Annotated in this window: 20 protein-coding genes; 12 read left to right on the forward strand and 8 right to left on the reverse strand. The window is 64.7% G+C overall.

Translation table 11 applies throughout. From position 1 onward, the window contains the following. The first annotated feature begins 81 nt into the window (after nucleotides 1-81). Together Spa11_RS05680 and Spa11_RS05685 are read left to right on the forward strand one after the other, a co-directional pair. A complete protein-coding gene (locus Spa11_RS05680; protein WP_145109176.1) occupies nucleotides 82-1,104 on the forward strand; it encodes an ATP-grasp domain-containing protein in 1,023 nt (340 codons plus the stop codon). Between the two features lie 96 nt (nucleotides 1,105-1,200). Next, a complete protein-coding gene (locus Spa11_RS05685; protein WP_145109179.1) occupies nucleotides 1,201-1,632 on the forward strand; it encodes a ribose-5-phosphate isomerase in 432 nt (143 codons plus the stop codon). A gap of 9 nt (nucleotides 1,633-1,641) precedes the next feature. Here Spa11_RS05685 and Spa11_RS05690 read toward each other — a convergent pair whose 3' ends face one another. From Spa11_RS05690 to Spa11_RS05705, 4 genes are all read right to left on the reverse strand, one after another. Continuing rightward, on the reverse strand, nucleotides 1,642-2,628 hold the full coding sequence (locus Spa11_RS05690; protein ID WP_145109182.1) for a putative zinc-binding metallopeptidase: 987 nt from the start codon (nucleotides 2,626-2,628) through the stop codon (nucleotides 1,642-1,644). A 60-nt stretch (nucleotides 2,629-2,688) separates the two neighbouring features. After that, complete coding sequence (locus Spa11_RS05695; protein WP_145109185.1) at nucleotides 2,689-3,168, reverse strand: MgtC/SapB family protein; 480 nt, start codon at nucleotides 3,166-3,168, stop codon at nucleotides 2,689-2,691. A 166-nt stretch (nucleotides 3,169-3,334) separates the two neighbouring features. Next, entirely contained in the window at nucleotides 3,335-3,895 is a 561-nt protein-coding gene (locus tag Spa11_RS05700; RefSeq protein WP_145109188.1) for a GNAT family N-acetyltransferase, read from the reverse strand. A 254-nt stretch (nucleotides 3,896-4,149) separates the two neighbouring features. Beyond that, entirely contained in the window at nucleotides 4,150-5,004 is an 855-nt protein-coding gene (locus tag Spa11_RS05705) for a deoxyribonuclease IV (RefSeq protein ID WP_145109191.1), read from the reverse strand. A gap of 120 nt (nucleotides 5,005-5,124) precedes the next feature. Here Spa11_RS05705 and Spa11_RS05710 point away from each other — a divergent pair, with 120 nt between their 5' ends. The 7 genes from Spa11_RS05710 (at nucleotide 5,125) to Spa11_RS05740 (ending at nucleotide 14,923) form a co-directional block, all read left to right on the forward strand. Next, on the forward strand, nucleotides 5,125-7,110 hold the full coding sequence (locus tag Spa11_RS05710) for an AMP-binding protein (protein ID WP_145109194.1): 1,986 nt from the start codon (nucleotides 5,125-5,127) through the stop codon (nucleotides 7,108-7,110). A gap of 98 nt (nucleotides 7,111-7,208) precedes the next feature. Then, nucleotides 7,209-8,228: an NAD-dependent epimerase/dehydratase family protein gene (locus Spa11_RS05715; protein WP_145109197.1), complete on the forward strand. Its 1,020-nt coding sequence runs from the start codon at nucleotides 7,209-7,211 to the stop codon at nucleotides 8,226-8,228. Nucleotides 8,229-8,378: 150 nt separating this feature from the next. Continuing rightward, nucleotides 8,379-10,169: an aspartate--tRNA ligase gene (gene aspS / locus Spa11_RS05720; RefSeq protein WP_145109200.1), complete on the forward strand. Its 1,791-nt coding sequence runs from the start codon at nucleotides 8,379-8,381 to the stop codon at nucleotides 10,167-10,169. 118 nt (nucleotides 10,170-10,287) lie between these two features. Continuing rightward, entirely contained in the window at nucleotides 10,288-10,563 is a 276-nt protein-coding gene (locus tag Spa11_RS05725) for a hypothetical protein (RefSeq protein ID WP_145109203.1), read from the forward strand. Between the two features lie 5 nt (nucleotides 10,564-10,568). Then, a complete protein-coding gene (locus tag Spa11_RS05730; RefSeq protein WP_145109206.1) occupies nucleotides 10,569-10,964 on the forward strand; it encodes a type II toxin-antitoxin system VapC family toxin in 396 nt (131 codons plus the stop codon). A gap of 1,356 nt (nucleotides 10,965-12,320) precedes the next feature. Then, nucleotides 12,321-13,868 (forward strand): right-handed parallel beta-helix repeat-containing protein, encoded by a 1,548-nt coding sequence (locus Spa11_RS05735; RefSeq protein WP_145109209.1) that lies wholly within the window; start codon nucleotides 12,321-12,323, stop codon nucleotides 13,866-13,868. Nucleotides 13,869-14,116: 248 nt separating this feature from the next. Continuing rightward, entirely contained in the window at nucleotides 14,117-14,923 is an 807-nt protein-coding gene (locus Spa11_RS05740) for a PEP-CTERM sorting domain-containing protein (protein ID WP_145109212.1), read from the forward strand. A 373-nt stretch (nucleotides 14,924-15,296) separates the two neighbouring features. Here Spa11_RS05740 and Spa11_RS05745 read toward each other — a convergent pair whose 3' ends face one another. The 3 genes from Spa11_RS05745 to Spa11_RS05755 all read right to left on the reverse strand — a co-directional run bounded on the left by Spa11_RS05745 (nucleotide 15,297) and on the right by Spa11_RS05755 (nucleotide 18,163). Next, entirely contained in the window at nucleotides 15,297-15,803 is a 507-nt protein-coding gene (locus tag Spa11_RS05745) for a methylated-DNA--[protein]-cysteine S-methyltransferase (RefSeq protein WP_145109215.1), read from the reverse strand. Between the two features lie 634 nt (nucleotides 15,804-16,437). After that, on the reverse strand, nucleotides 16,438-17,499 hold the full coding sequence (locus Spa11_RS05750) for an FHA domain-containing protein (protein ID WP_145109218.1): 1,062 nt from the start codon (nucleotides 17,497-17,499) through the stop codon (nucleotides 16,438-16,440). Between the two features lie 19 nt (nucleotides 17,500-17,518). Next, the gene (locus Spa11_RS05755) at nucleotides 17,519-18,163 is read right to left on the reverse strand and encodes an RNA polymerase sigma factor (RefSeq protein ID WP_145109221.1); all 645 of its coding nucleotides are present in this window, start codon (nucleotides 18,161-18,163) and stop codon (nucleotides 17,519-17,521) included. A 256-nt stretch (nucleotides 18,164-18,419) separates the two neighbouring features. Between Spa11_RS05755 and Spa11_RS05760 the strand changes: the two genes are divergently transcribed. Together Spa11_RS05760 and Spa11_RS05765 are read left to right on the forward strand one after the other, a co-directional pair. Then, nucleotides 18,420-19,004, forward strand: a complete 585-nt coding sequence (locus Spa11_RS05760; protein ID WP_145109224.1) for a hypothetical protein — start codon at nucleotides 18,420-18,422, stop codon at nucleotides 19,002-19,004. Continuing rightward, nucleotides 19,001-20,956 carry an Hsp70 family protein gene (locus Spa11_RS05765; RefSeq protein ID WP_145109227.1) on the forward strand — a complete coding sequence of 652 codons (1,956 nt, stop codon included), beginning with the start codon at nucleotides 19,001-19,003 and terminating at the stop codon, nucleotides 20,954-20,956. Before Spa11_RS05760 ends, Spa11_RS05765 begins: the two co-directional genes overlap by 4 nt. Nucleotides 20,957-21,160: 204 nt before the next feature. Here the strand turns inward: Spa11_RS05765 and Spa11_RS05770 are convergent, their stop codons facing one another. After that, on the reverse strand, nucleotides 21,161-22,036 hold the full coding sequence (locus Spa11_RS05770) for a RodZ family helix-turn-helix domain-containing protein (protein WP_145109230.1): 876 nt from the start codon (nucleotides 22,034-22,036) through the stop codon (nucleotides 21,161-21,163). Nucleotides 22,037-22,202: 166 nt separating this feature from the next. Between Spa11_RS05770 and Spa11_RS05775 the strand changes: the two genes are divergently transcribed. Beyond that, nucleotides 22,203-23,159 carry an FHA domain-containing protein gene (locus Spa11_RS05775; protein WP_145109233.1) on the forward strand — a complete coding sequence of 319 codons (957 nt, stop codon included), beginning with the start codon at nucleotides 22,203-22,205 and terminating at the stop codon, nucleotides 23,157-23,159. Nucleotides 23,160-23,242: the final 83 nt, after the last annotated feature.

The following is a 23,242-nucleotide window of genomic DNA, read 5'->3' on the forward strand; positions in this document are numbered from 1 at the left end:
GGTGTTGCTTACTCCATTTAATTTTTAAAGTACGACTTATGGGTTGAGTCTGTACCCACGAATCGCATCCGCGGCTAATTCATGCGGCTCCTGATCTACGAATGGATCACCGGCGGCGGGCTGGTTGGTAGTGAGGGGTCATTGCCGGAGTCGCTGCTGCGTGAAGGCCTGGCGATGGTCCAAGCCGTGGCGGCGGACGCGGCTGGCGTTGAAGCCATTCGCCATCGCTCGTTGCTGCGGGACCTGCGCTTGCCACACTTGGCGGCGGCGGGCGCTGAGGTTGTCGAAGTCGCCAGCCGCAGCGAGCACGACGCGGGGCTCGAAGAACTCGCCTCGCAGGCGGACGGCGTCTTGGTTATCGCGCCGGAAACCGATGGCGTCCTCTTGCAGACGGTGCGGCGGCTAGAGTCGGTCGGCGCCAAGCTTGTGTCGCCTCGTTCGTCGTTCATCGCTATCGCCGGCAATAAAGAGCGAACCGCTAACTCGCTAAGTGCGGCGGGCGTGCCGACGCCGCAGGCCGTACGGATCGATCCCGACACCGCCTTGCCGCAGGCGTTCGCGTACCCCGCCGTGCTCAAGCCGCTCGACGGCGCCGGTTCGCAGGACACGCACGTCGTCGCGCACGCTTACGACAACCCGCCGGCCTACGCCTGGCCGCGGAGGCTCGAGCGCTATGTGCCGGGCGTGGGGGTGAGCGTCGCGGTGATCGGCGTCGCCGGCGGCGAAGCGATCGCCCTGCCGCCCTGTCGGCAACGGCTATCGGTCGATGGTCGCTTCTCCTACCTCGGCGGGTCAACGCCCTTGGCCGGAGGGCTCGCCGAACGTGCGACATCGCTCGCGCTGCGGGCCATTGCGGCGCTGCCGCCGTTGGTTGGTTGGGCCGGCGTCGACCTAGTGCTAGGGGACGACCCCACCGGCACGCTCGACGTGGTGATCGAGGTCAATCCGCGGCTGACAACCTCGTACGTCGGCCTGCGGCGCGTCGTACGGGGCGGGCTGGTGGCGGCGATGATCGCCGCGGCGCGGGGCGAGCGACCCCGGCTAGAGATCGACCCGCGACCGCTGGCGTTTGACTCGGATGGCGCCGTGTACTGGGAAAGCTAGGCGTCGTCGAACCTGCTACGATGCTCGCACTACGATGTCCGCTGACTCCCGTCAGCGAACCCGTGATCGTCCCGCTCAGCGCCAAACGCCCTGCCCATGAAGATCGCCATCGCCTCGGACCACGCCGGTTACCGCTACAAAGAACTTATTAAGAGCCATCTGGCCGAGCTCGGGCACGAGGTCACCGACCACGGCTGCGACTCGACTGAGTCGTGCGACTACCCCGAGTTCATCCGTCCCGCGGCCGAGGCGGTCGCCCGGGGTGAAGCCGACCGGGCGATCGTGCTCGGCGGATCGGGCAACGGCGAAGCGATCGTCGCCAACCGCGTCCGCGGCGTGCGTTGCGCGCTCTGCTGGAGCGTCGAGACGGCCGAGCTGGGCCGGCGCCACAACAACGCCAACTGCCTGTCGATCGGCGAGCGACAAGTCAGCGAGGAGCTGGCCCTGAAGATCGTCGACGCCTGGCTGACGACGCCGTTCGACGGCGGTCGGCATCAGCGCCGGATCGACATGATCGACGCCGTATAATTGAACGCCCTATCTCCCGGCCGCGGCGCGGACGCCGTTGTCGATCAGCCGCAACTTCTCAACCACCGGCGGCGGGACGATGTAGGGCACGAGGTCGGTTAGTCCCATCGCGCGGTTGACTTCGTTGAGCCTTAATGCGGCCTCTTGATAGGAGGCGATCGCCGCGTCGAAGTCCGCGGGAACTTCGGTGACAATCACGCCATGGGCCGCCAGCGTGTCGAGCACCGCCTGCATATCGAGATAGAACGACGCCGTCTCGGCAAAGTCTTCCCACGGGTGGGTCGACGCGTAGGCACTGATGTGCCGGTCTCGCCAATCCTCAGGCGGGCCGTTCTCGTAGTAACGCTCCAGCGCTTCGCTGTAGTCGAGCGGCGCAGGGTCGCCGAAGACGGCGGTGACCTCAGGGCCGGGCTCATCGCCGAAGAGCCGCTTCTGCAGGTAATGGCCGAACTCGTGCCGCAGGTGGCCGATGACGGTCCGCTGCGGCTCGCCAAACTCCTGGCGGGCGATCTCGCGGTGGACCGGGTCCGCTTCTTTGAGGTTGATCGTGATGACGCCGTCGGCGTGACCGGTGAGGGTCTTCTCGTCGCCCTGGTCGGCGGCGAACTTGAACCGCAACGGCGGCTCGCCCTCGCGCCAGGCCTCGCCGAGACCGATGGCGTCGAGACCGTAGAGCAGGCGGCGTTTGCCCGCTTCGAGGACGCCCCAGCGTTCAACGTTCGCCGGGTCGCTTAAGTCGGGAACCAGCGTCGTCGTCACGCAGCGGCGACAGAGCGGGCCGGCGCCCGTCGCGATCATCCCATTGCACACGGAGTAAGCCGAGCGATTCGCGCAGGGCGTCACGCCAACGCCACAGGCGAGGCAGGTGCTCGAGTCTCGTTCCACCGCGGCCAGTTGGCCACAGGCGTCACACCAGCCAACTTGCCGGTCGCACGACGAGCAACTTGTGTTGTCAAAGTACAGCGTCGCGCCGCAGCAGCAGGCAGTGGTTTTCATTTGCGCCGGGTATTGGTGAGGGATGACGCTGAGATCGCAAAGCGGGCGCCAGAGACCCGATTAGCTCTTCGGCGTCAGCGCATGGGTGACGCCATCGACGACGGCGAGGATCACGAGAGCCAGCACAACGGTCGCCGCCGCGATCTCAAACCGCCCCGCTCCGCAAGCGAGCCCGATTGCCCCGGATGTCCAGATCGCCGCGGCGGTGGTGATGCCCTCGACGTCACCTTGCGACTTGAATATCGAGCCCGCGCCTAGAAATCCGATGCCGCCGATAACCCCCGCCACGGTGCGGAGCGGATCGAGGTTGGGGACGTGTGTCTTCGAGACATCGGAATCCATCGCAAACTCGGCGACCTCCCGGCACAAGTCGAGCGTCAACAACATCACTGCGGCCGCCCCGACGCTGACCAGCATGTTGGTGCGTAGGCCGGCGGGCTTGTGCTTCGCCTCGCGCTCGATGCCCAACAGCGCGCCACCCACCAGTGCCGCGGCTAAGCGGGCGGCGACCTCCCAGAGGGGGAACTCGGATTCGTACATGGGCGACTTGTCTGTCGGAAAGGAACGCTCGTTCGCATCACGCCGGGGATCGCTATCAGTAATCAAAGCCGGAACGTGCTCAGCAACGCAAAGCCGATGCCAGTGCACAGCAGTCGCTGAGCCAGCAAGCGTCGCTGCCTGAGAGCTCGCGTTTGACGGATTGCGTTTAGGCAAACTCAAGCGACGACGAAGTCGCGCGGTAACTGGTGCTGACGCGCTGGAACCCAAGCGACAGGTACATCTGCACGGCCGGGGCGTTGGTGGCGGTGACGTCGAGCGTCGCCCGCTGCAGACCCACGTCGCGGAAGCCCTCGAGGGCCGCAATCACCAGCGCCCGACCGATGCCGCGGCTCCGCGCCCAGGGGGTGACGCCGACGTTCTGGATACTGCCGTAGCGCGGCGTGATCCGGATGCCCTGGATCGTGCCGACGGGCTCGGGCGGGCCGGGCGCGTCGTGGAACTCAACCAGCCACGTCGCCTCAGGCAGGAAGCCGGGCTTGCTGGCGATTTCTTCCATGAGCCGTAAGCAGCCGTCCTCGTCCGATAGGCATGGGAAGACGCCCGCGTCGATCTCGCCTTGGAAGGCGTGGAACTTCGCCTCGGCGTGCTCCAGCAGCTGGTCGGCCGACCACGGCGCGTAGCGATAGCCGTGCGGCAGCGTCGGCCGCCGCCAATCACGGCGGAGGTCGGCCTCCATTCGGTAACGCTTGTAGTAGGTGACGCCCATCGGCGACGCCCCGGAGGCCGCGGTTGAGATGCCAAGAATCTACCGCAACCACCCCCGCGGGTCAAAACTTTGCCGCCCGCGAATAACTACGCTTGACGTCGAATGACGTTACAGCCGTTATAAATGAACCACGACGGGCACGAAGGACACGACGACCGCCCTCTCAGTTCACGCCGAGTCACGCAAGCTATCTCGGTTGATCTTACCTCTTCTTATCGTCCGTCGTGCTCGTCGTGTCCGTCGTGGTGAATCAACTAAGCCACGAGCGAGCGCAGGACGCGTAGGTTGATCACGTCGAGGTCTTCGCTGTCTTGGAGGCCCTTGGGCGTTTCGAGGTACATCGGCGTCTTCTTGAAACGCTTGTCGTTCAGCAGGTGGCGGAACGGTTCGAGGCCCATCTCGCCCTCGCCGATCGCCGCGTGGCGGTCCTTGCGAGCGCCGAACGGTTTTAACGAATCGTTAAGGTGGAACGCCTTGATGCGGTCGCAGCCGACGAGCTTGTCGAACTCACGCATCGTCGCCTGATAGTCCTTCTTCTCCGTCATCGCGTAACCAGCCGAGAAGACGTGGCAGGTGTCGAAGCAGACGCCGATGCGGTCCGGGTTTTTCGCCTTGGCGATGATGTCGGCGAGATGCTCGAAGCGCCAGCCGAGATGCGACCCCTGCCCCGCGGTCGTCTCGAGCAAGACTTGGGCCTCGACCTTCTTCGTCTGCTTGTGGACCTCGTCGAGCCCCTTGGCGATCCGCTTGATGCCCGCCTCTTCGCTGCTGGTGGTGAACGCTCCCGGGTGGGCGACCACGTAGGGGATGCCGAGCTGCTCGGCCCGCAGCAGCTCGACAACCATCGCGTCGATCGACTTCTTCCACAACTCGTCGTCGGGCGAGCCAAGGTTAATGAGGTACGAGTTGTGCGAAATCGGGTGCGTGATCTTCCGTTCGACCAGGGCGTTCTTAAAAGCGTCACAATCCGCGTCGGTGAGCGGCTTGGCGTTCCACTGGTTGTTGTTCTTGGTGAAGACCTGCACGACGTCGCAGCCGACGGCCGCGGCGGCTTCGACCGCTTTGTAACAGCCGCCGGCGGCCGACATGTGGGAACCGAGCAGGGGCATCGCGGACGCTCGCGGTTTAGCGGGGGCTGAGATTGGTGACGGAGCGTGGATGATAACCGCGTTTTGGCTGTTCGAGCGACCCTCGCCGAACCTACGGCCTTCAGCGACAATCGCAAGGCTATGGACCGCTCCTTACAGCCCCGCATGAATGTCGCCGACCGCCTCGCCGAGGCGGCGCGGGAGCGGCCCGACGCGATCGCGCTGGCGGCCGCTAAGCCGTCAAGCGGCTGGGAGACGATCACCTTCGGCGAGATCGACCGCGACGCGACGCTCGCCGCTCGCGGCTTAGCGGCGATGGGCGTCGGCCCCGGCAAACGCATCGCGCTCTTAGTGAAGCCCAGCGTCGAGTTCGTCACGCTCGTCTTCGCGCTACTGCGAACCGGCGCGACGATGGTGCTCGTGGACGCGGGCCTCGGCCGCAAGAACATCGTCCGCTGTTTGGCGTCGACCGAGCCCGATGGTTTCGTGGCGATCCCGTTAGGTCACGCGCTGCGTGTCGTGAAGCGGAAGCAGTTCGCCAAGGCGAAGTTGAACGTCACGGTGGGCCGGCGGTGGTTTTGGGGCGGGGAGACGCTGGCATCGTTGAGAAAGCTTGGGCAATCGACTACCCCCTCCCCCTTGGGGGGAGGGGCTAGGGGAGGGGGTACGGTGTCCGGTGGAGGGACTTCTGTTTGTGCCCCGCCCGGTTTGAACAACGAAGCGCTAAAATGCCGGCACGACGACGGAAGCGTTCCACCCTCCCCTAACCCCTCCCTACAAGGGAGGGGAGCTACTGATCTACCTCACACCACCGCCACTGATCCCGCCGCGATCGTCTTCACCTCCGGCAGCACCGGGCCGCCGAAAGGCGTGCTCTACACGCACGAGACGTTCGTCACACAGTGCGCGATGATCCAGGCGGAGTACAACATCCGGCCCGGCGACATCGACTTGGCGTGCTTCCCGCTCTTCGGCCTGTTCAACGTCGCCTGCGGCGTTACGACGGTGCTCCCCGACATGGATTTTTCCAGACCCGCGTCGTGCGACTCGAAAAAGATCCTCGCCGCCGCAAATAAGTGGAAGGTGACGCAAGCCTTCGCATCGCCGGCGGTGTGGGACCGCGTCAGTCGCTACTGCGAATCCACCGGCGAGCGAATCCCCACGCTCAAAAAGATTCTCTCCTGCGGCGCTCCGGTGCCGGTGAAGGTCCTGCGGCGAACGCTGGCTTGCGTCCACCCCGACGCCCAGATGCACACGCCGTACGGCGCCACCGAAGCCCTGCCGATCGCAACGATCGAAGCGCAGGAGATTCTGGGCGAAACGGCGGCGAAGACGGACGCTGGGGCGGGCGTTTGTGTGGGGAAAAAGTTTGGGACGAGGGACGGGGGACGGGGGACGAGGGGAAATGCGGAAGGTGGATTGCGGATTGCGGATTCAATGGATGGCGAGCCCTCGACGGTAGTCGGGGGTGGGGACTTCGAATGGCGCGTCATCCGCATCACCGACACCCCCATCGCCACGATCGACGAAACGGAAGAACTCCCCACCGGTGAAATCGGCGAGCTCATCGTCCGCGGACCCCAAGTCTCGTCTTCCTATCACTTCGCACACGACCCCACCGCATCCATCGCGAGTTGGAGCGTCCACAATGTCGTCGCCAAGATTCAAGACGGCGACACGATCTGGCACCGCATGGGCGACGTCGGCTACTTCGACGCCGAGGGCCGCTTCTGGTACTGCGGACGGAAGTCGCAACGCGTGGTGACGGAGCAAGGTACGCTCCATACCGAGTGCGTTGAGAACGTCTTCAACAAGCAGCCAATGGTCTATCGCACAGCCCTCGTTGGTGTTGTCAAACGAGAGTCGCGAATGCCCGTCGTGGTCTACGAAACGTTCGACCCAGCGCAGATGTTGCATCGTCTTCCTGGTCCCGACTATGACGCATTGCTAGCCGAGATTCCGAGCCAGCTCCTTGAACTGGCGGCGAGTAGCGAGGCGACTCGCGGCATTCACACCTTCCTACGTCACCCCAAACTCCCCACCGACATCCGCCACAACTCCAAAATCCGCCGTGAGGAACTCGCCATTTGGGCGGCGAAAGAACTTGCGAAGCGACGCAAAACTTAAACTCCCCTCCGCATTTAGCCCCCGGTCATTGACCGGGGGCTAAGTGGGGCTCGCCATCGTTTCCATCCCCAATCGGCATTCCCCAATCCGCATTCGACTTGCCTCGCTACCTCGTCACCGGCGCCGGCGGCTTTCTTGGCCGCTATATCTGCGAACAACTCGTCGCCCGTGGCGATGAGGTCCGCGGCCTTGCGCGCGGTGCGTACCCAGAGCTCGACGCGCTCGGCGTCGAGATGGTCCGTGGCGACTTGGCGGACCGTGACGCCGTGATGCGTGCTTGCGAGGAAGTCGACTGCGTGTTCCATGTCGGCGGCATGGTCGGTGTGTGGGGGAAGTGGTTCGACTACTTTCAAGCCAACGTCCACGGCACGCTCAACGTCCTCGGCGCTTGCCGCGAGCAGGGCGTCACGCGGCTGGTGTTTACGTCGAGCCCCAGCGTTGTCTTCGATGGCAAGGACCAGCGCGGCGTCATGGCCGACGTTCCTTACCCGACGCGCTGGCTCGCCCACTACCCGCACTCCAAGGCGATCGCCGAGGACTTCGTCCTCACGCAAGACGGCAGCGATGTCGCCGGCAGCGGCATGCTGCGCACGACCTCGTTGCGACCGCATCTGGTGTGGGGGCCGCGCGACCATCACCTTACAGCACGGTTGGTGGAACGCGCCCGTTCGGGGCAGCTCCGCCGCGTCGGGCCGGGGGGGAATCGCGTCGACATGGTCTATGTCGAGAACGCCGCGGAGGCCCATCTGCTGGCGGCCGATGAACTCGACAAACCGGAGCCAAAGAACGCCGGCAAGGCGTACTTCATCACCCAGGCCGAGCCCGTCGATCTGTGGCGGTGGGTCGACGAGATCCTCGCCCTGGTGGACCTGCCGCCGGTGACGCGGTCGGTCTCCGCACGGGCCGCCTACGCCGCCGGCGCCCTGCTGGAGGCCAAGCACTGGTCCTCCCGCAACTGGCGCCGCGAACCCCGCATGACCCGCTTCGTCGCCCGCCAGCTGGCGACCGACCACTGGTTCGACAAAGAGGCCGCCGCTGAGGATTTCGGCTACCGGCCGCGGATTTCGACAGCTGAGGGGATGGAAAGGCTCGGCGTCTGGCTCCGTTCCAAACAATAGCCGTCCGGCTTAGAATCTGCGGTTCTGAATTAACCACCGAGGCACAGAGGTCACCGAGAACGCACAGAGAGCTGCTTCTCTGTGCGTCCCTCAGCGTCCTCCGTGCCTCTGTGGTTATCCCTACCAAACAAGACATCGTTTGAGGCTAACGTGTTGCGGACGCATACCTGTGGCGATCTCCGTCTGACCCATGCCGGGACCACCGCCACGCTTTGTGGCTGGGTCGATAGCTACCGCGACCACGGCGGCGGCCTCTTCATCGACCTCCGCGACCGGTACGGCATCACGCAGGTGGTGTTCAACCCGCCCGACACGCCGCCGGCGATCATCGAGGCCTCGAAGGACCTGCGGGCCGAGTACGTCATCCAGGTGACCGGCAACGTCGAGCCGCGCCCCACCGGCATGGCGAACCTCAAGCACAAGTCGGGCGAGATCGAGCTCCGCGTCACCGAGCTGAAGCTGCTCAATAAATCAAAGGTGCCGCCCGTCTCGCCGAGCGAGTCGATCACCGAAGTCCCCAACGAGGACCTGCGTCTCAAGCACCGCTACCTCGACCTGCGTCGCCAGTCGATGCAGCGCGCGCTGATCTTGCGGGACCAGATCACCAAGGGGATGCGCGACTACTTCGCCGACCTCGGCTTCATCGACGTCGAGACGCCGATCCTTGGCCGCAGCACGCCCGAGGGCGCGCGGGACTACCTCGTGCCGTCGCGCGTGCATCACGGCAAGTTCTACGCGCTGCCGCAGTCGCCGCAGCTCTACAAGCAGATCCTGATGATCGCGGGCTACGACCGCTACGTGCAGGTTGCGCGCTGCTTCCGCGACGAGGACCTCCGCGCCGACCGGCAGCCCGAGTTCACGCAGATCGACCTCGAGATGGCGTTCATCGATGACGACGACATCATGACGATCATCGACGGACTGATGCAGAAGTTGGCGAAGGAAGTGCTTGGCCTCGATGTCCAGTTACCTTTGCCGCGGATGACGTACGACGAAGCGATGCGCCGCTTCGGCCACGACGCGCCCGACCTGCGTTACGGCTGCGAGATCACCGACCTAACCGACCTTGCGGCGAAGTGCGAGTTCGGCGTCTTCACGTCGGTCGTTGAAGCGGGCGGCCACGTGCGGGCGATCTGCGTCCCCGGCGGGTCGAACCACTACAGCCGTCGCGGCATCGACGCATTGACCGAATTTGCGAGAGGCCTCGGCGCCAAGGGCTTGGCGTACTTCCGTGTCGACGACGCCGGCAAGCTCGACTCGAACATCGGCAAGTACTTCACCGACGAGCTGAAGGCCGAGATGGCCGAGCGGCTCGGCGCCAAGGCGAACGACCTCGTCCTCTTCTCCGCCGATCAGTGGCTGCCGACGTGCAAGCTGCTGCACAACTTGCGGAAGAAGATCGGCGAGGAGATGAAGCTGTACGACCCGAAGGCGATGAACTTCTCGTGGGTCGTGCAGTTCCCGATGTTCGAACGCACCGAGGACTCCGACAACCCGCAAGCGGTCGGCAAGTGGTCGGCGATGCACCACCCGTTCACGGCGCCGCTCGACGAGCACGTCGTGAACCTTGATGACGACCCGGGCAAGTGCCGGGCGAAGGCGTACGACCTGATCATCAACGGCTACGAAGCGGGCGGCGGCACGATCCGGATCCACGATCCCGAAGTCCAGTCGAAGGTCTTTGGTTTGCTCGGCATCGACAAAGAGACCGCCGCCGACCGTTTCGGCTTCCTGCTCGAAGCCCTCGCCTACGGCGCCCCGCCGCACGGCGGCATCGCCCTGGGCCTCGACCGCGTCGTCATGCTCTTCGGCGGCTACGACAACATCCGCGACGTGATCGCGTTCCCGAAGACACAGAAGGCGACCGACCTGATGACCGAGGCGCCGGGGTTGGTGGACGCGAAGCAACTCAAAGAACTGGCGATCAAGACGGACCTTTGATGGCGCGTATCCCCCTCCCTCTCTGAGGGAGGGGCTAGGGGAGGGTGTACGGCATCGGTCGGAGTTCGCTCTGAGCAAAAGTTTGCTCTCACTCAAGGCCTTGAGATAAGATTGCAACATGGAATCCTACGAAGGCATTATCGAAGGTGGCGTCGCCAAGTTCATCGGCCCCATCTCTCTCCCTGAACGGACCAAAGTCCTCATCCAGCCCGCTGAACCTGCGCCCGAGGTGAATGACAAGGGCGGCGAGGATCTAGCAACGCGCCGTCGAGCCGCGTGGGAGAAGTTGTTCGCGGAAATAGAAGCCGACCCCGACTGCAAGGGGCCTGAGGATGGTTGGGACCCAGCCAACCATGACGATATTCTCTACGGCGGCCCCAACGGTCCAGCGTAATCGCCATGGTGTTCGTTGATACCAGCGTCTGGTACGCCGCGTTTGTCGAGAACGCCGCGTACCACGTCGCTTGCAAATCCCTGCTTATTGAACACTCTGCTTCGCTTGTCACCACCGACTACATCCTCGACGAGGTAGTGACTCTGCTAGTCGGTCGCGGCCTGCGACGAGTCGCCGTTCAGCGAGTCCCTTCGCTGTTGGACTCGGGCTTCTGTGACTTTATCCGCGTCACTGACGACGACTTCACCGAAGCGTGGCGATTAGTTCAACGCTTCACCGACAAGCAGTGGAGCTTCACCGACTGCACCAGCTACGCGGTGATGCAGCGGCTAGGCATCACCGAGGCATTGTCACTAGACGATCACTTCCGGCAGTTCGGTTTCGCGTCGGTGCTGCCGTAGAGCAAGTCAAGGAGTCACCGTAACGTACTTAGTCTTCTCCCTACGACATTGGGTTGAGTTCTGAAATGGGAGCGTTCCCCACTGTACTTTGTGTCGATCTAACTAATAGTAGGACAGGAGCGCGTGGTAGATATAGAAAAATGGTAGAACTGCCCTTTCAGATTCACGAAGGCGCCTCAGTGATTTTGGAAGATATTGAGTCGGAAGCGTTGGACGTTAGCTTCTCCATCTCAAGCACGGGACGGAGTCTCATCGCTGTTCAATTGGCAACATCGTGCGACATCACATCCCGAGAAGATCAGTTGCGATTTCACAGCGAGCTGTTGTCGGGAGGGTGGGAGTTCGATCAAGGCTTTGCCTCTCCCGGATGGCCGGGAGCATGCTGAATCAGCCAATCGCGGGTGTCGAGCAGCCGACATCGAACGCGGCAGCCGTAGCCCAGGACGCTCGACTCTCGATCTAAACCGCGTCGCCACTTCGCCGGCAGGTGGCACGGCAGGCTCGCCCAGCAGTGGCACACGAAGGTGGCCAAATCGGCCGAGAAATCGGCCAGAAACCCCGAAAGAACCGCCTCCTCGCCACAGCCCCACAGAGCTCGGCTGGCGAGCGTTTGCGGTTCGATGACCTAAGTCTCAAACCAATCGCCGGCGCTTGCCTCGCAGCGTCCTAGGGGCTCCTAGAGCTATGCCATAGCTCTCGTACCGAGAGGCTGGCCTTTGGGCAATCCGGGCCGGGCGCCATGGGCTCGACCAAGCTCCTAACGCCGCTCAGGCAACGCGGCGGCGGGTGCCACTGCTGGCTCGCCCAGCAGTGCGAAGCGCGTACCCGGCGCCCACTGCTGGACGAGCCAGCAGTGGCACGCAGATCTGAGGCGTTGACGTGTTGCCCCTGGACGCGTGGCTCTCGATCGAAACCGGGTCTCCATGTCGCAGGGGCGCCGCTAAGCTGCGACGTGCGGCCGCCCGACGAGGGGGGGGCAACAAGGGCCGCGAAGACGCCGAGGTAGTGCCTTGGAGGTAGTGCCTTGGGTCCAAAATCTCAGCTCAGAACCCCGTCGAAGGAACTGAAGTCGCCTTAGAGGGGGCGTCTCGCCCTCCACCGCGGGGCAAGGCACGTTCTGGCAGACTTCTGAGCAGCCTGTGGAAAGCGCCAAGCGGTGGCGCCGCTAGCTCGCACCGATAGCACTTGGTACGGATTGTGCCCTGCTAGGGACGTTCAAATGCGGTTTCATGGAAGGACCGCGCGGTAAAAGAAGCGTGTCTGTACCGCGCGCCATTTCTCAAGAAGAGCGCGGGCAACTTACTGCCCGGACTCCATCGGGCACAGCGGACCTGCCTAGCCAAGGAGATTGAGATCATGCCGTGGCCAATTGCGACCTTCTTGATTGTAATTTCGTCCAGCTATGGCGTTGCTGCGACTTACTACGTCTCGCCGTCAGGGAGTAACGCCGCAAATGGATCGGCGACGAGCCCCTGGGAATCACTGCAGTACGCTGCTGACCAAGTAAGCGCAGGCGATCGCGTCATCGTGCGACCGGGGGACTACGTCGGCTTTCACCTTACCCGTAGCGGCGTCGCGGATGGCCGTATCGAATTCCTTGCCGAGCCGGGCGCTCGGGTTACCGCGCGGAACGGCACGACGCCGGACGGGATCAACCTGGAAGGCGCCTCGTACGTCACGATCGATGGCTTCGAGGTTATTGGGATGCCACGCGCCGGTGTGCGGACCGTGGGTCCGTATGTCGGAGGGCAGCAGGCCTTTGCGGAGTTCGTGACGATTCGCAACACCATCAGTCGCGACAACACCGTGTGGGGGATCCTGACGGGTTTCGTGGACGACCTCTTGATCGAAGGGAACCGCACCTCGAACTCGGCGAGGGAGCATGGCATCTACGTCGGCAACAGCGGAGACCGCCCCATCATTCGCAACAACACGTCGTTCGGAAACCGCGCCAATGGCATCCACGTCAACGCCGACGTCTCAAGCGGGCTCGATGGCGTCATCGAGGAGGCGCATATCGACGGCAACGTCATCTACGACAACGGCGTTGGCGGGGGGAGCGGCATCAACTTGGATGGTGTCCGGAACTCGGTGATCGAGAACAACCTGATCTACAACGCCCATGCCAGCGGGATCTCTCTCTACCGGATCGATGGCGCCGAGCCGTCCAGCGGTAATGTCGTCGCCAACAACACCATCCACCAGGCTAACGACGGGCGATGGGCGCTCAATCTTCAGAATGGTTCGACCGACACGACGATCGCCAACAATATCCTTATTAGCGATCACAGCTCTCGTGGCGCCATCGACATATCGCAAGATAGCCTTACCGGAACCGTTAGCGACTACAACGTGATGATCTCGCGACTGACGACGAACGGCGGCGGGTCAATCCTCACCCTCCCTCAATGGCAGACGCAAACCGGGCTCGATTCCAACTCGTTGGTGGCCACGGCGGATGAGTTGTTTGTTGACGCAACGGCGGGGGACTACCGCTTGCGCGAAGGGTCTCCTGCCCGTGACGCCGGCTGGAATCAGTTGGCGCCCGCTGCTGACTTGGAAGGTACGCCGCGTCCGCAGGGAGCGGTCGTTGATATTGGCGCGTATGAAGCACCCGTCTCGATTCCCGGCGACTACAACAGCGACGGCGTGATCGACGCCGCCGATTACACGTCCTGGCGTGACGCTGTCGGTCAACCAGCCGGTACCCTTCCCAACGACGTGGATGGCGGCGTCATCGGCCCCGCTCAGTACGCGACGTGGCAAGCGAATTACGGATCTGGCGTAGACGACGCCTCGACCCGATTGCTGGGCTCGTTGGGGCATGCGCCGGAACCAACGACGGCAGCCCTCCTGTGGTTAGGACTAGCGATGGCCAGCCACGTTCGAAGGCGGCAGCCGTAGCCCCCGGATGCTCGACACTTGCTCGCAGCGGCGACTTCCGGTGCGCCCGCATCACGCGTCGAGGGAGCCTGCGCACCCACTTTATAGCCGATTGCCGGAGAATCCCGGCGATTATACCGGAAAAGGCTTGCACTCCCCCCTTGTGGCGGTATGTAATCAGCCCCATCTCCAAGTAAGCCCTCCGACCTGTTCCTCGGAGGGCTCTCGCTTCTCACTAGTACGGCATCCTGATTCGAAGGGAGTGAGTAATGAAATTAACAGCGGTTGCGATGGGCTCGATGGCGGCCCTCTTCTGCGTAGCGAATTCCGCAAGCGCTCAGGTGAACCCCATTGCTGTGACGGGGTGGAACCACGACATGGTCTTGAATGACCCCAGTCCCTACGACGCGTCCGTCACCGGCACGATGGACGGCGGGTTCGGCCAGAGCGAGAACTGGACCTGGGTCGAGAAAGGGACCTACACGAACTCCGACGGCAATCCCCAAGAATTCGAAGGCCTCGTGGCGGGGACGCACGCCAGCCTCACCGGCTCCGGTAATTTCGAGTTCCAATCGTTTTCCGCCAACAATGTTGTCGGCCTCAACGGCGGGGAGTCGGGAACGCTGACGCTCGATAGCCCGGCAGCGTACTCGGCGATCGCTCTCTATGGCGCCTCGGGTTTCGGCGCGAAGACGGCGACCGTCACCCTGACGTTCGACGACGCATCGACGGCCATCTTCAATGTCGATTCGGGGACCGGCATCGGCTCCGACTGGTTCAACTCCGGCACGGACAAAGCGTTTGAAGCGAAGGCGCGCGCATCGAACAAGAGCGAAGAGCTCTACACACGCCTCTTCTACCAGCAGAACGACGCCATCGGCATCAACGAGTCGTACTTCACCTTGTCGGGTGGGGACTCGGCGAAGCTGCTCGAGTCGGTGACGATCCAAAACACGGGCGGTGATCGGATGGTGGTCTTCGCGATCAGCGGACAGCCCGTCCCCGAGCCCACCACCGCGCTGCTGCTCGGCCTCGCCGGCGTCGCGGCCTTCGCCACGACACGGCGCTGCGCCTAAGAACGAATTTCGATTTACCGTCGCGTCTGAGCCGTGGGTAACGCCCACGGCTCAGTCGTTTACGGATGATGGTCACCGCCGCCGTTGACGTATTCCGTCGCAGCGGCGCGGGTACCCGGCGCCCACTGCTGGCGAGCCAGCAGCGGCACACAAATGGCCCCACGGCGCCGGCCCGAGACCGGGTGGACCTGAACACCCGACCAGAGGCCCATAAAGGGCCCTAGAATCGCCTTCGAGGGGGTGGGGCGATACTTTTGTCCACCTCGAGCGGAAGCGTCGTAGATTGGCTCTGAGAGCCTCACAGAGGGTCTTGGCAAAACTCCCGGCAATAACGCGTCTCTTAGCGTCGCCGACGCGGCGGCCAACGTGCGGTTCACCGCAGTGCGAAGGGCTCCTCATCGGCGCCCGTTTCGAGCCGGAGCAGGAACGCCTTGGCTTCGAGGCCACCCGCAAAACCCGTCAGTTTGCCGTTGCTCCCCACGACGCGGTGGCAAGGCGCAACGATCGAGATCGGGTTGCGCCCGTTCGCCGCGCCCACGGCGCGGCACGCCTGGGCGTTGCCGAGGCGGCGGGCGATGTCGCCGTAGCTGCGTGTCTCGCCGTAGGGGATCGTTAGCAGCTCTTGCCAGACACGCTTCTGAAAGTCGGCGCCGCGGAAGTCGAGCGGCAGCGAGAACGCCGTGCGCTCGCGGCCGAAGTACTCGGTGAGTTGCCGCTCGGCTTCGACGAGCACCGGGTGGGCCGTCTCCTCGTGCATCTCCCCGAGCCGGACGCGTGTCGGCACGTCGTTCTCCCACAGGATGGCCGTCAGCCCACGGCCGCTGGCGACGAGCTTCAACTCGCCGACCGGCGACCGCATTGTCTTCCAAGCGGGCGACATGGCATTGGTTGGATCGCGGAAAAGGATTTAAGAACTGGCAGGGGACACTATACGGGCGTACGGTTCTGCGACGCAAGCCAATGAAAAAACCCCGAAGGAGCGACGGACCCTTTGATTGGAGTCACCGTCGCCCGCTGCGGGGCCTCGTGCGCTTTGAAGTATTACAGGCGCCACTGCTTCCGGGACGGACGCCGCCACTTGTCCGTGAGTCACCCACCCGAGTGCGACAGCGACCAGTTTGGCGTGCTTGTCGTCGGGCGTTTCCTCGGGCTAACGAAGGCGCGTAAAAAGTTAGCCGTCAACGGAGTTGGGCAGCCTCATCGGAATCGACGCGCCTGATCTCACAGGCGGCGGCGTCCGCCATCCGGTTGCACTGTGGCGACGGGCTATCGGCCCGTCGCTCTCTCTCGACCTCAAGCGTTGCAACCCGCGCGCCAAAACGTGAGATATTTGTAGGAGGCGTCTCCGACGCCGATTACGGCGTCCATTTCGAAACGGCGTGGTGTGCGTCATCGGCGTCGGAGACGCCTCCTACAAAACCTCGCAGCACCGCATCAGCGACATCGACGGGGCTACATCCATACCACTCCCCTTGAACGGGGAGGGGGACAAGCGCGCTTAGCCCAAACTCGAACTACGGCACATGGAAGGCGAAGCGTTGTTCGCCGATTTGGAACGACGCGCCGCTGACCAGTTCGGTCCGTTTGGTGATCGCCACCCAAAGGCCGTTGGTGCTTGAGAGGTCGGTCACTTGCCAATGGCCTTTCACGTGCTCGACGCGCAGGTGCTGGGGGTCGAGGAAGCGGCTCTCTTTTAAGAACGGCAGGCAGACGCCCGGGTCGCTGCCGATGAGGTGGGCGCCAGGCGAGATGGTGATGCGCTCTTCCTCCGTGGAGGGAGCGATCCGCACCAGCGCCGGCGGGCCCGCGCCGGCATCGACGAAGCGGACCAGCTCGCCGCCGAGTAGCACCTCGACGCCGTCCTCGAGCGCCGCTTGTTTGGTGCGGATGAACGTGCCGTTGGTGCTGCGGAGGTCGGCCAAGTACCAGCGCCAGAGGTCCCCCTCTTGGACGCGGTCGATGCGGGCGTGGCGCCGCGACATCTGGCGTTCGTGTCCGACGACGAGGTCGCCGTCTTGCCGACCGATGACGAAGGGCGTCTGACGGATGCGGACCGCCTCGTAATTGCGCTGGTCGTCGTCGAACAGATGCAGCACCGCCATCGGCGGGCGACGCGTCGGCCGGTAGAGCGGCGTGGCGAGGATCGTCTGGCGCGAAGAGTTGCGCGCCCGGCTGCTCGACGCGGTCGGGTCTGAGAGACTGGGTTCGCCCGACTCGTCGGCGCCGCTGAGGTCGCCCTCGGGGAGTTCGATCGTCGAGTCGACCGAGAAGTCCGCTTCGGCCAGCGTGCCGCGCGAGGGTGCTTCGCTCGTGTGGTTGAGCCCCGACTCGTCGTCGATCGAGTCGAGCGCTGGCGGCGTGTCGGCGGACATGTCGACGCCGAACGAGTCCATGTCGTCGGCGCTGTCGTCGCGCACCATGCGTTCGATGGCGGCGTTGACGTCGTCGGCCTTGAGCGCCTTGCCCGCGGGGTTCACCCTATCTGACTGCGCTCCCCTGTCGGACTGCGCCAATCGCGCAGCGCGGCGGATGAAATCCAGCGGGTCGTTCGGCGCGGGTCCGTCGCTCGGGGGCATAGTGGTCGCTGCGGCGGCGCTAAATGAATCGGGACATCCGCTGGATCTCGTCACGCACGGCCTGGCGGGCACGATGACAGAGTCCGCGGGCGGCGCCGGTGGTGACGCCTAGCCGCTGGGCGACCTCTTCGAGCGACAGGTCGTCGAGGTATCGCAGCTGCACAACGGCGCGGTAGTTCTCCGGCAGGTTGGCGAGCGCGACGTGGAAGGCGCCGCGGAGCTCGTCCGTCATCGCGATCGTCCCCGCGCCGGCGCCGGTCTGGGCGACCTTGTTCATGAAGTTGTCGTAACTCGACTGCGACTCTGACCCGGCGGCGGGCGCCTGGCCGACACGCTTCTCGTGCTTGATCGACCGCGTGGCGTCGATCAGCTTGCGGGTGGCGATCGTCTTGAGCCACGCAAAAAAGGCGCCGGGTCCCTTGGGCTCGAAGATGGTGATCGACTTAAACACCTGCAAGTAGGTCTGTTGCAACAGGTCCTCGGCGGAAACCTTGGCTTGCAAGTTCGCCGGCAGGCTGCGCTCGATGTAACGCAGCAAGTGCTCGTGCCGGGCGACGAGCAGCGACTCCAGCGCCGGGGCGTCGCCCGTGACGGCTTTCGCTACAAGCGCTTCTTCGGCGAGCGTTTCGGCGGACGGCGGCGTTTTCTCGCGCGGGGACGCCATGCGGGAGCAAGTCTTCGCCGGGGGAGGGCCGCTGGTAACGGCCGCCGGGTGAGGGTGGGCAGGGATTCGCTAATTGTCGTTATACCCACACGGCGGCGGCGCTTCGACCGATCGGCGGGCGCTCGACCTACATTCTTTTGGTCAGTTGACCCACACCGCGATTAAATTGGACGCCTGACGATGACCTTGCCGGCACAAACGGGGCCAGCCAGAGTACGGCCCGCGATCTTCCCTTCACGCCAAGCCGACCCACTGTATGGCTGTCCCAAACCGAAACCCTTCGGCCGCCGCCACTCCGATCCTGGTGCGGTTCTTCGGCTGCGGCGATGAAATGCGGGGATTGAATGGCGATTACTTCACGGTCGGCGACGCGGGCGACGAAGACGTGCCGCTGCCGGCGGCCCTGCGGCGCTTGGGGCCGACGAAGCTGCGGTTCAGCCGCGGCCCCGAAAGCTGGCGCGTGACGGCTGCGGACAACCTGCCGCTCTACGTCAACCAGCGCCGGACGATCGGCCTGACCGACCTCCAGTCGGGCGACGTCGTGCGGCTGGCGCCCGGCGGGCCGGGGATGCAACTGCTAGTGCGGCAGCAGGACGCGACCGTGACGCGGCTGGCCGGGCGGTTGGCGCCGAAGCGAGCGGCTTCGCAACCACCAGAGCAAGGCCGCGCTAAGCAGCAAGTGGCGTCCGTCGCCACCGCAGCGAAGGGGAGGGCCTTGGTTAAACAAGCAGGGATCGTGGCCGCTTTGGCGATTACGATGGCGCTTGCCTACTTTGCCGGGTCGATTCGATCGACGCCAAGCATCGCGCCCGCCGCGACGCCTGCGGAGGCCAGCGAATGAGCGAACCCGCTCCGGCCATGGGCATCGACTTGGGCACGACCACCTGCGCCGCCGCGCGATTGACGGCGGTGGGTGAGTTGTCCTGCTACTTGCTCGAAGACAACCGCTACCTGCTCCCTAGCGCTCTGCACATCGGCGACGCCGTCGTCGCCGGGGAAGCGGCCTTCGCCCGTGCGCTCGACGACGCCGACGGGCTCGTCGATGCGTTCAAACGCGACATGGGGCAGCCCCACTTCAACCGCCAAGTGCGCGGCCACTGGGTCCCGCCCGAAGTGCTCAGCGCGCTGCTGCTCGAAGCGATCCGCAAGACCGTGCAGGCCGACTGGCCTACGCGGCGGGCCGTGATCACGGTGCCGGCTTATTTCGACGAACGCCGCCGCAAGGCGACGCTCGAAGCGGGCCGGCTCGCCGGGATCGACGTCATCGACATCGTCAACGAGCCCGTCGCCGCGGCGTTGGCGGAGCTGCACCACGCCGGGCGGCTCAACGAGAGCATGATCGAGGCGACGCCATCGAACGTCGTCGTCTACGATCTCGGCGGCGGCACTTTCGACGTCTCGGTGCTGCGGGTCGAGGGGCCCGAGATCACGACGCTCGCGTCCGACGGCGACGTGCGGCTCGGCGGCCGCGACTTCGACCAGCGGATCGTCGACTATATCGCCGAGCGATTCCGCGACCGACACGGCCTCGACCCACGCAGCGATTTCACGCTGGTGCAGAGGCTGTGGCGGCTGTGTGAGCGGGCCAAGCACGAGTTGACCGCCGCCGAGACAACAAGCGTCAACTGCTCGCTCGCCGGCAAGGAGATGTCGATCGGGCTGTCGCGAGCCGGCTTCGTCGGCCTGATCGCGCCGCTGCTGGAGCGGACGCTCGCCACTTCGACCGATGCGCTCGAGCAGGCGGGCCTTACTTGGGACCGTGTCGATCAAATCTTGTTGGTTGGCGGTTCGTCGCGTATCCCGGCCGTCGCGCAGATGGTCGAGGCTGAGACGGGCATCAAGCCGACGCGGTCGCACGACCCCGACCTCGCCGTCGCCCGCGGCGCAGCGTTGTTCGCGGCGCTCGACCACGCGCCTTCGCTCTCACGGTTGACGGTTGTGAACGTCAACGCGCACAGCCTCGGCGTGGCGGGCGTCGATCCCCGGACGGGGATGGGAGTCAACCGCATTATCATCCCGCGCAACTCGCGCCTTCCCGCGGCGAAGCGGCAGAAGTTCGTCACCAAGAAGGCGGGACAGAAGACCATCAAGATCAACATCGTCGAAGGCGAAAACGAGAACCCCGACTACTGCGTGCCCGTCGGGGCGTGCGTGGCGACACTGTCGCCAAACTTGCCGGCGCAGACCGAGGTGATCGTCACTTGCCGACTGGGGACCAACGGCACGCTCAGCGTGTCGTGCCTGGTGCCCGCGACCGACGAGGGCGCGCATGTCGAGATCCGCCGCGACGGGCTCTTGGAACTCGAGTCGCTGGACGTCTGGAAGAATCGGCTGCTGGGCAGGAACCTCAACGATCAAGCGGACGAGAAGAGCGGCTCGGTCGCCGAGTTGCCCTATGCCCCGCCGGTTGATAAGGACGATGAAGAGGCGATGGTCCGACGAGTCGATTACCTCTGCCAATCCGCCGCGGACCTCTACTCGGGGGAGTCGGTGTCACAACGCGCCGGCGCCGCCCGTGATCAGTGGTTCGCGGCCGAGCAAGAGCACGGCGCGCTGGAGCAAATCCTGTCAGAGGTGCTCCGCGATCGACGACGAGAGACCGACCAGTCCGAACAAACGCGGCTTCAAGCCGCCGCCGCGGCGCTGCGGGTGCAGCTCCGCGAAGCGGAGAACCTGCTACGGTACTCGAAGGTGGCGTTCGGCGGCCTGTGCTTGGCGACGGAGAAGACGCTTCCCGACGCCGAAGAGATGGCGGATGAATTTTGTGACTTGCGGGCGGCGCTTGATGAATAACACTTGAGCCGTACGCGCAAGCGTCGGGCGGCGTCACGCAACGCGCTCTATCCGATCATCCCGGAGACGGAATGCGTACACGCCGGCGTCAAATCCGGGTGCCCACTTCAACTCATGGCGCATACGCGTTCCGGCTCTCCTGTAGACGGAAGGTAAGCGTGTGCCGGTCGCGCCCGACGCTAGCGCGTGCGGCTTAAGTTGTGGTTACGGCAACAAGAACACCAACCCCGTCGCCGCCGCGCCCTCGAACACCAAGCCCCGCAAGCTCAGCGGGGGCTTCACGAGTTGGTGCGGGTTGCACGAACCGGGGCGGTAGCTGCCCAGTGTGTAGTTGCACTCGCAGGGTCCCTCGGCGCCGATCTTGTACGGCAACGCCGGAACGCAGACGAAGAAGTGCGCGGCGCTGATCGCCGACTGCGTGAGGTTGTCGCGCTGGCAAACGCCGACGTAGTGGCCGTAACGTTCGACGTTGGGTTGCTCGAAGTAGAGCGGGTTGGTGTAGACGGCGGGCGCCGCCCAATTAACCAACTGTGGATTGAAGCGTGACGGCGTCGAAGCCGCTTCGCGCGTCGGATCGTCCCACGATCCAAAGCGGTCAATCGACTCGTCCCGGATGGCGACGTCGGTCTTTAGCTTCGAGAGGTTGGCGACCAGTTCGGGATTGGCGGCCGCGTCGAGCGTGAGCATAACGATCGGGCGGTTGAGGCCTGTGCCTGCTGGCGGGGCCGGCTCGAGCGGCGTGAAGGCGCTGGGCGCCGGGACGACTTCTTGCGACTGGGTGACGGTTACGGCGGTCGCGTCATCGGTCGCCGACGGCGCGGCGAGTTGAACGAAGAGGTCGTCGCCTGACGTTACGGCTGGCGGGGGCGTCGCGGCGGGAACGCTCGGCGCTACGGAGTCACTCTCGGCGTCGCTCGTTGAACCGTCATCGATGGCGCTGCAGGCGTTCACGTAAAGGTCGTCCGAGGCGGCCGGCTCGGAGGCGCTGCTCACTGGCGTGCAGAACGGGGCTAGCACGCCGAGCGGCGCTACCGCCATTGCGGCGACCCGGACGAGGGCTGAGTGACGGGCGTAACGCATGACAGGGCTCTTGGCGAACGGTACCCGAGCGGAAGGGACAACGGTCCTCTTCGAGGGAATCGGCCGGCGAGGGGCGCCGGGTTGTGGCAAACTGTTCAGGCCGTGCGGTTGGCGCCGTTTCAACGGGACGCCGACCCGGGAGTGAAACGCGCTCAACGCTCGCGGCGTGCTGCTGTCGTTGCTACTGTTGCTGGTTATGGACGTCTACCACAAACTGCTGGGCATCCCGCCGAACGAGCAGCCGCCGACGCACTACCGGCTGCTGGCGGTCGAGCCCTTCGAGACCGACCGGGAGGTGATCGCGAACGCGGCCCGCGCGCGGTGTCAATTTGTGAAGAGCGTCAGTCTGACGATCCCCGAGCTGACCGAGCCGGTCCTCGACGCGATCATGACGGCGAAGCGCTGCCTGCTCGACCCCGTGCAACGCGCGGCGTACGACCGCGAATTGCTGGCGAAACAAACGGCGCCGAAGCTTGCAAGCGTCAGCCAAGCCGAAGCGCCATCCGGGATACGGCACGCCGTGCCGCTCGGCAGCGACGCCGAGGAAGCGGCGAAGTTCGAGACCGACTCGTGGATGCTGGCGCCGGCGCGCGTCGCCGAGCCGCCCAAGGGACGCGAGTGGGTTGTCGGCAGCGGTTCCCAAGCGGCGATCCGTGTGCTGGCGCCGTGGGTCTCCCGGCGGCACTGCCGGATTTGGGAGGACGCATCCGACGCTTGGATCGAGGACCTCGGCTCGACCAACGGCACGTTTGTGAACGAGGTCCCGATCGAGGGACCGACAAGACTGCAAGCCGCCGACTACGTCACGCTGGGCCGCAAGACCCGGCTGCCGTGGCCGCTGCCGCCCGAGTGCACAGGGCGTGACTTGCGGGTCTATTCGATCGGCCGCGCGCCCGATTGCGACTACGTGCTCGACGACAAATCGGTGTCGCAGCACCACGCGCAGCTACTCATCGAGGGGGAAGTCATCCTGCTCCAGGACCTTGACTCTCTGAACGGCACGCGCGTTGGCAGCCTGACCAATCGCATCAGCGCCTGCGAGTTGCCGGAGCACGTCTCGGTCTACTTCGGGGCCGCGAAGGTCTTCGCCCAGGCATTGATTCAGGCGGTCCGCAAACGCTGAGCTAGCACGGCGGCGTGTGGTTTCTCTTCAGCCACGCTTCCGGCGTGGTCGATAGGCTAACCGGCATCTCTGGCGCTACCGGC

Source organism: Botrimarina mediterranea, assembly GCF_007753265.1.
Taxonomy (GTDB): domain Bacteria; phylum Planctomycetota; class Planctomycetia; order Pirellulales; family Lacipirellulaceae; genus Botrimarina; species Botrimarina mediterranea.

Bases quoted from the DNA above. Each gene is read 5' to 3' on its own strand.
- Spa11_RS05680 (WP_145109176.1), top strand. From the start codon at position 82: ATGCGGCTCCTGATCTACGAATGGATCACCGGCGGCGGGCTGGTTGGT.
- Spa11_RS05685 (WP_145109179.1), top strand. From the start codon at position 1,201: ATGAAGATCGCCATCGCCTCGGACCACGCCGGTTACCGCTACAAAGAA.
- Spa11_RS05690 (WP_145109182.1), bottom strand. From the start codon at position 2,628: ATGAAAACCACTGCCTGCTGCTGCGGCGCGACGCTGTACTTTGACAAC.
- Spa11_RS05695 (WP_145109185.1), bottom strand. From the start codon at position 3,168: ATGTACGAATCCGAGTTCCCCCTCTGGGAGGTCGCCGCCCGCTTAGCC.
- Spa11_RS05700 (WP_145109188.1), bottom strand. From the start codon at position 3,895: ATGGGCGTCACCTACTACAAGCGTTACCGAATGGAGGCCGACCTCCGC.
- Spa11_RS05705 (WP_145109191.1), bottom strand. From the start codon at position 5,004: ATGCCCCTGCTCGGTTCCCACATGTCGGCCGCCGGCGGCTGTTACAAA.
- Spa11_RS05710 (WP_145109194.1), top strand. From the start codon at position 5,125: ATGGACCGCTCCTTACAGCCCCGCATGAATGTCGCCGACCGCCTCGCC.
- Spa11_RS05725 (WP_145109203.1), top strand. From the start codon at position 10,288: ATGGAATCCTACGAAGGCATTATCGAAGGTGGCGTCGCCAAGTTCATC.
- Spa11_RS05730 (WP_145109206.1), top strand. From the start codon at position 10,569: ATGGTGTTCGTTGATACCAGCGTCTGGTACGCCGCGTTTGTCGAGAAC.
- Spa11_RS05735 (WP_145109209.1), top strand. From the start codon at position 12,321: ATGCCGTGGCCAATTGCGACCTTCTTGATTGTAATTTCGTCCAGCTAT.
- Spa11_RS05740 (WP_145109212.1), top strand. From the start codon at position 14,117: ATGAAATTAACAGCGGTTGCGATGGGCTCGATGGCGGCCCTCTTCTGC.
- Spa11_RS05745 (WP_145109215.1), bottom strand. From the start codon at position 15,803: ATGTCGCCCGCTTGGAAGACAATGCGGTCGCCGGTCGGCGAGTTGAAG.
- Spa11_RS05750 (WP_145109218.1), bottom strand. From the start codon at position 17,499: ATGCCCCCGAGCGACGGACCCGCGCCGAACGACCCGCTGGATTTCATC.
- Spa11_RS05755 (WP_145109221.1), bottom strand. From the start codon at position 18,163: ATGGCGTCCCCGCGCGAGAAAACGCCGCCGTCCGCCGAAACGCTCGCC.
- Spa11_RS05760 (WP_145109224.1), top strand. From the start codon at position 18,420: ATGGCTGTCCCAAACCGAAACCCTTCGGCCGCCGCCACTCCGATCCTG.
- Spa11_RS05765 (WP_145109227.1), top strand. From the start codon at position 19,001: ATGAGCGAACCCGCTCCGGCCATGGGCATCGACTTGGGCACGACCACC.
- Spa11_RS05770 (WP_145109230.1), bottom strand. From the start codon at position 22,036: ATGCGTTACGCCCGTCACTCAGCCCTCGTCCGGGTCGCCGCAATGGCG.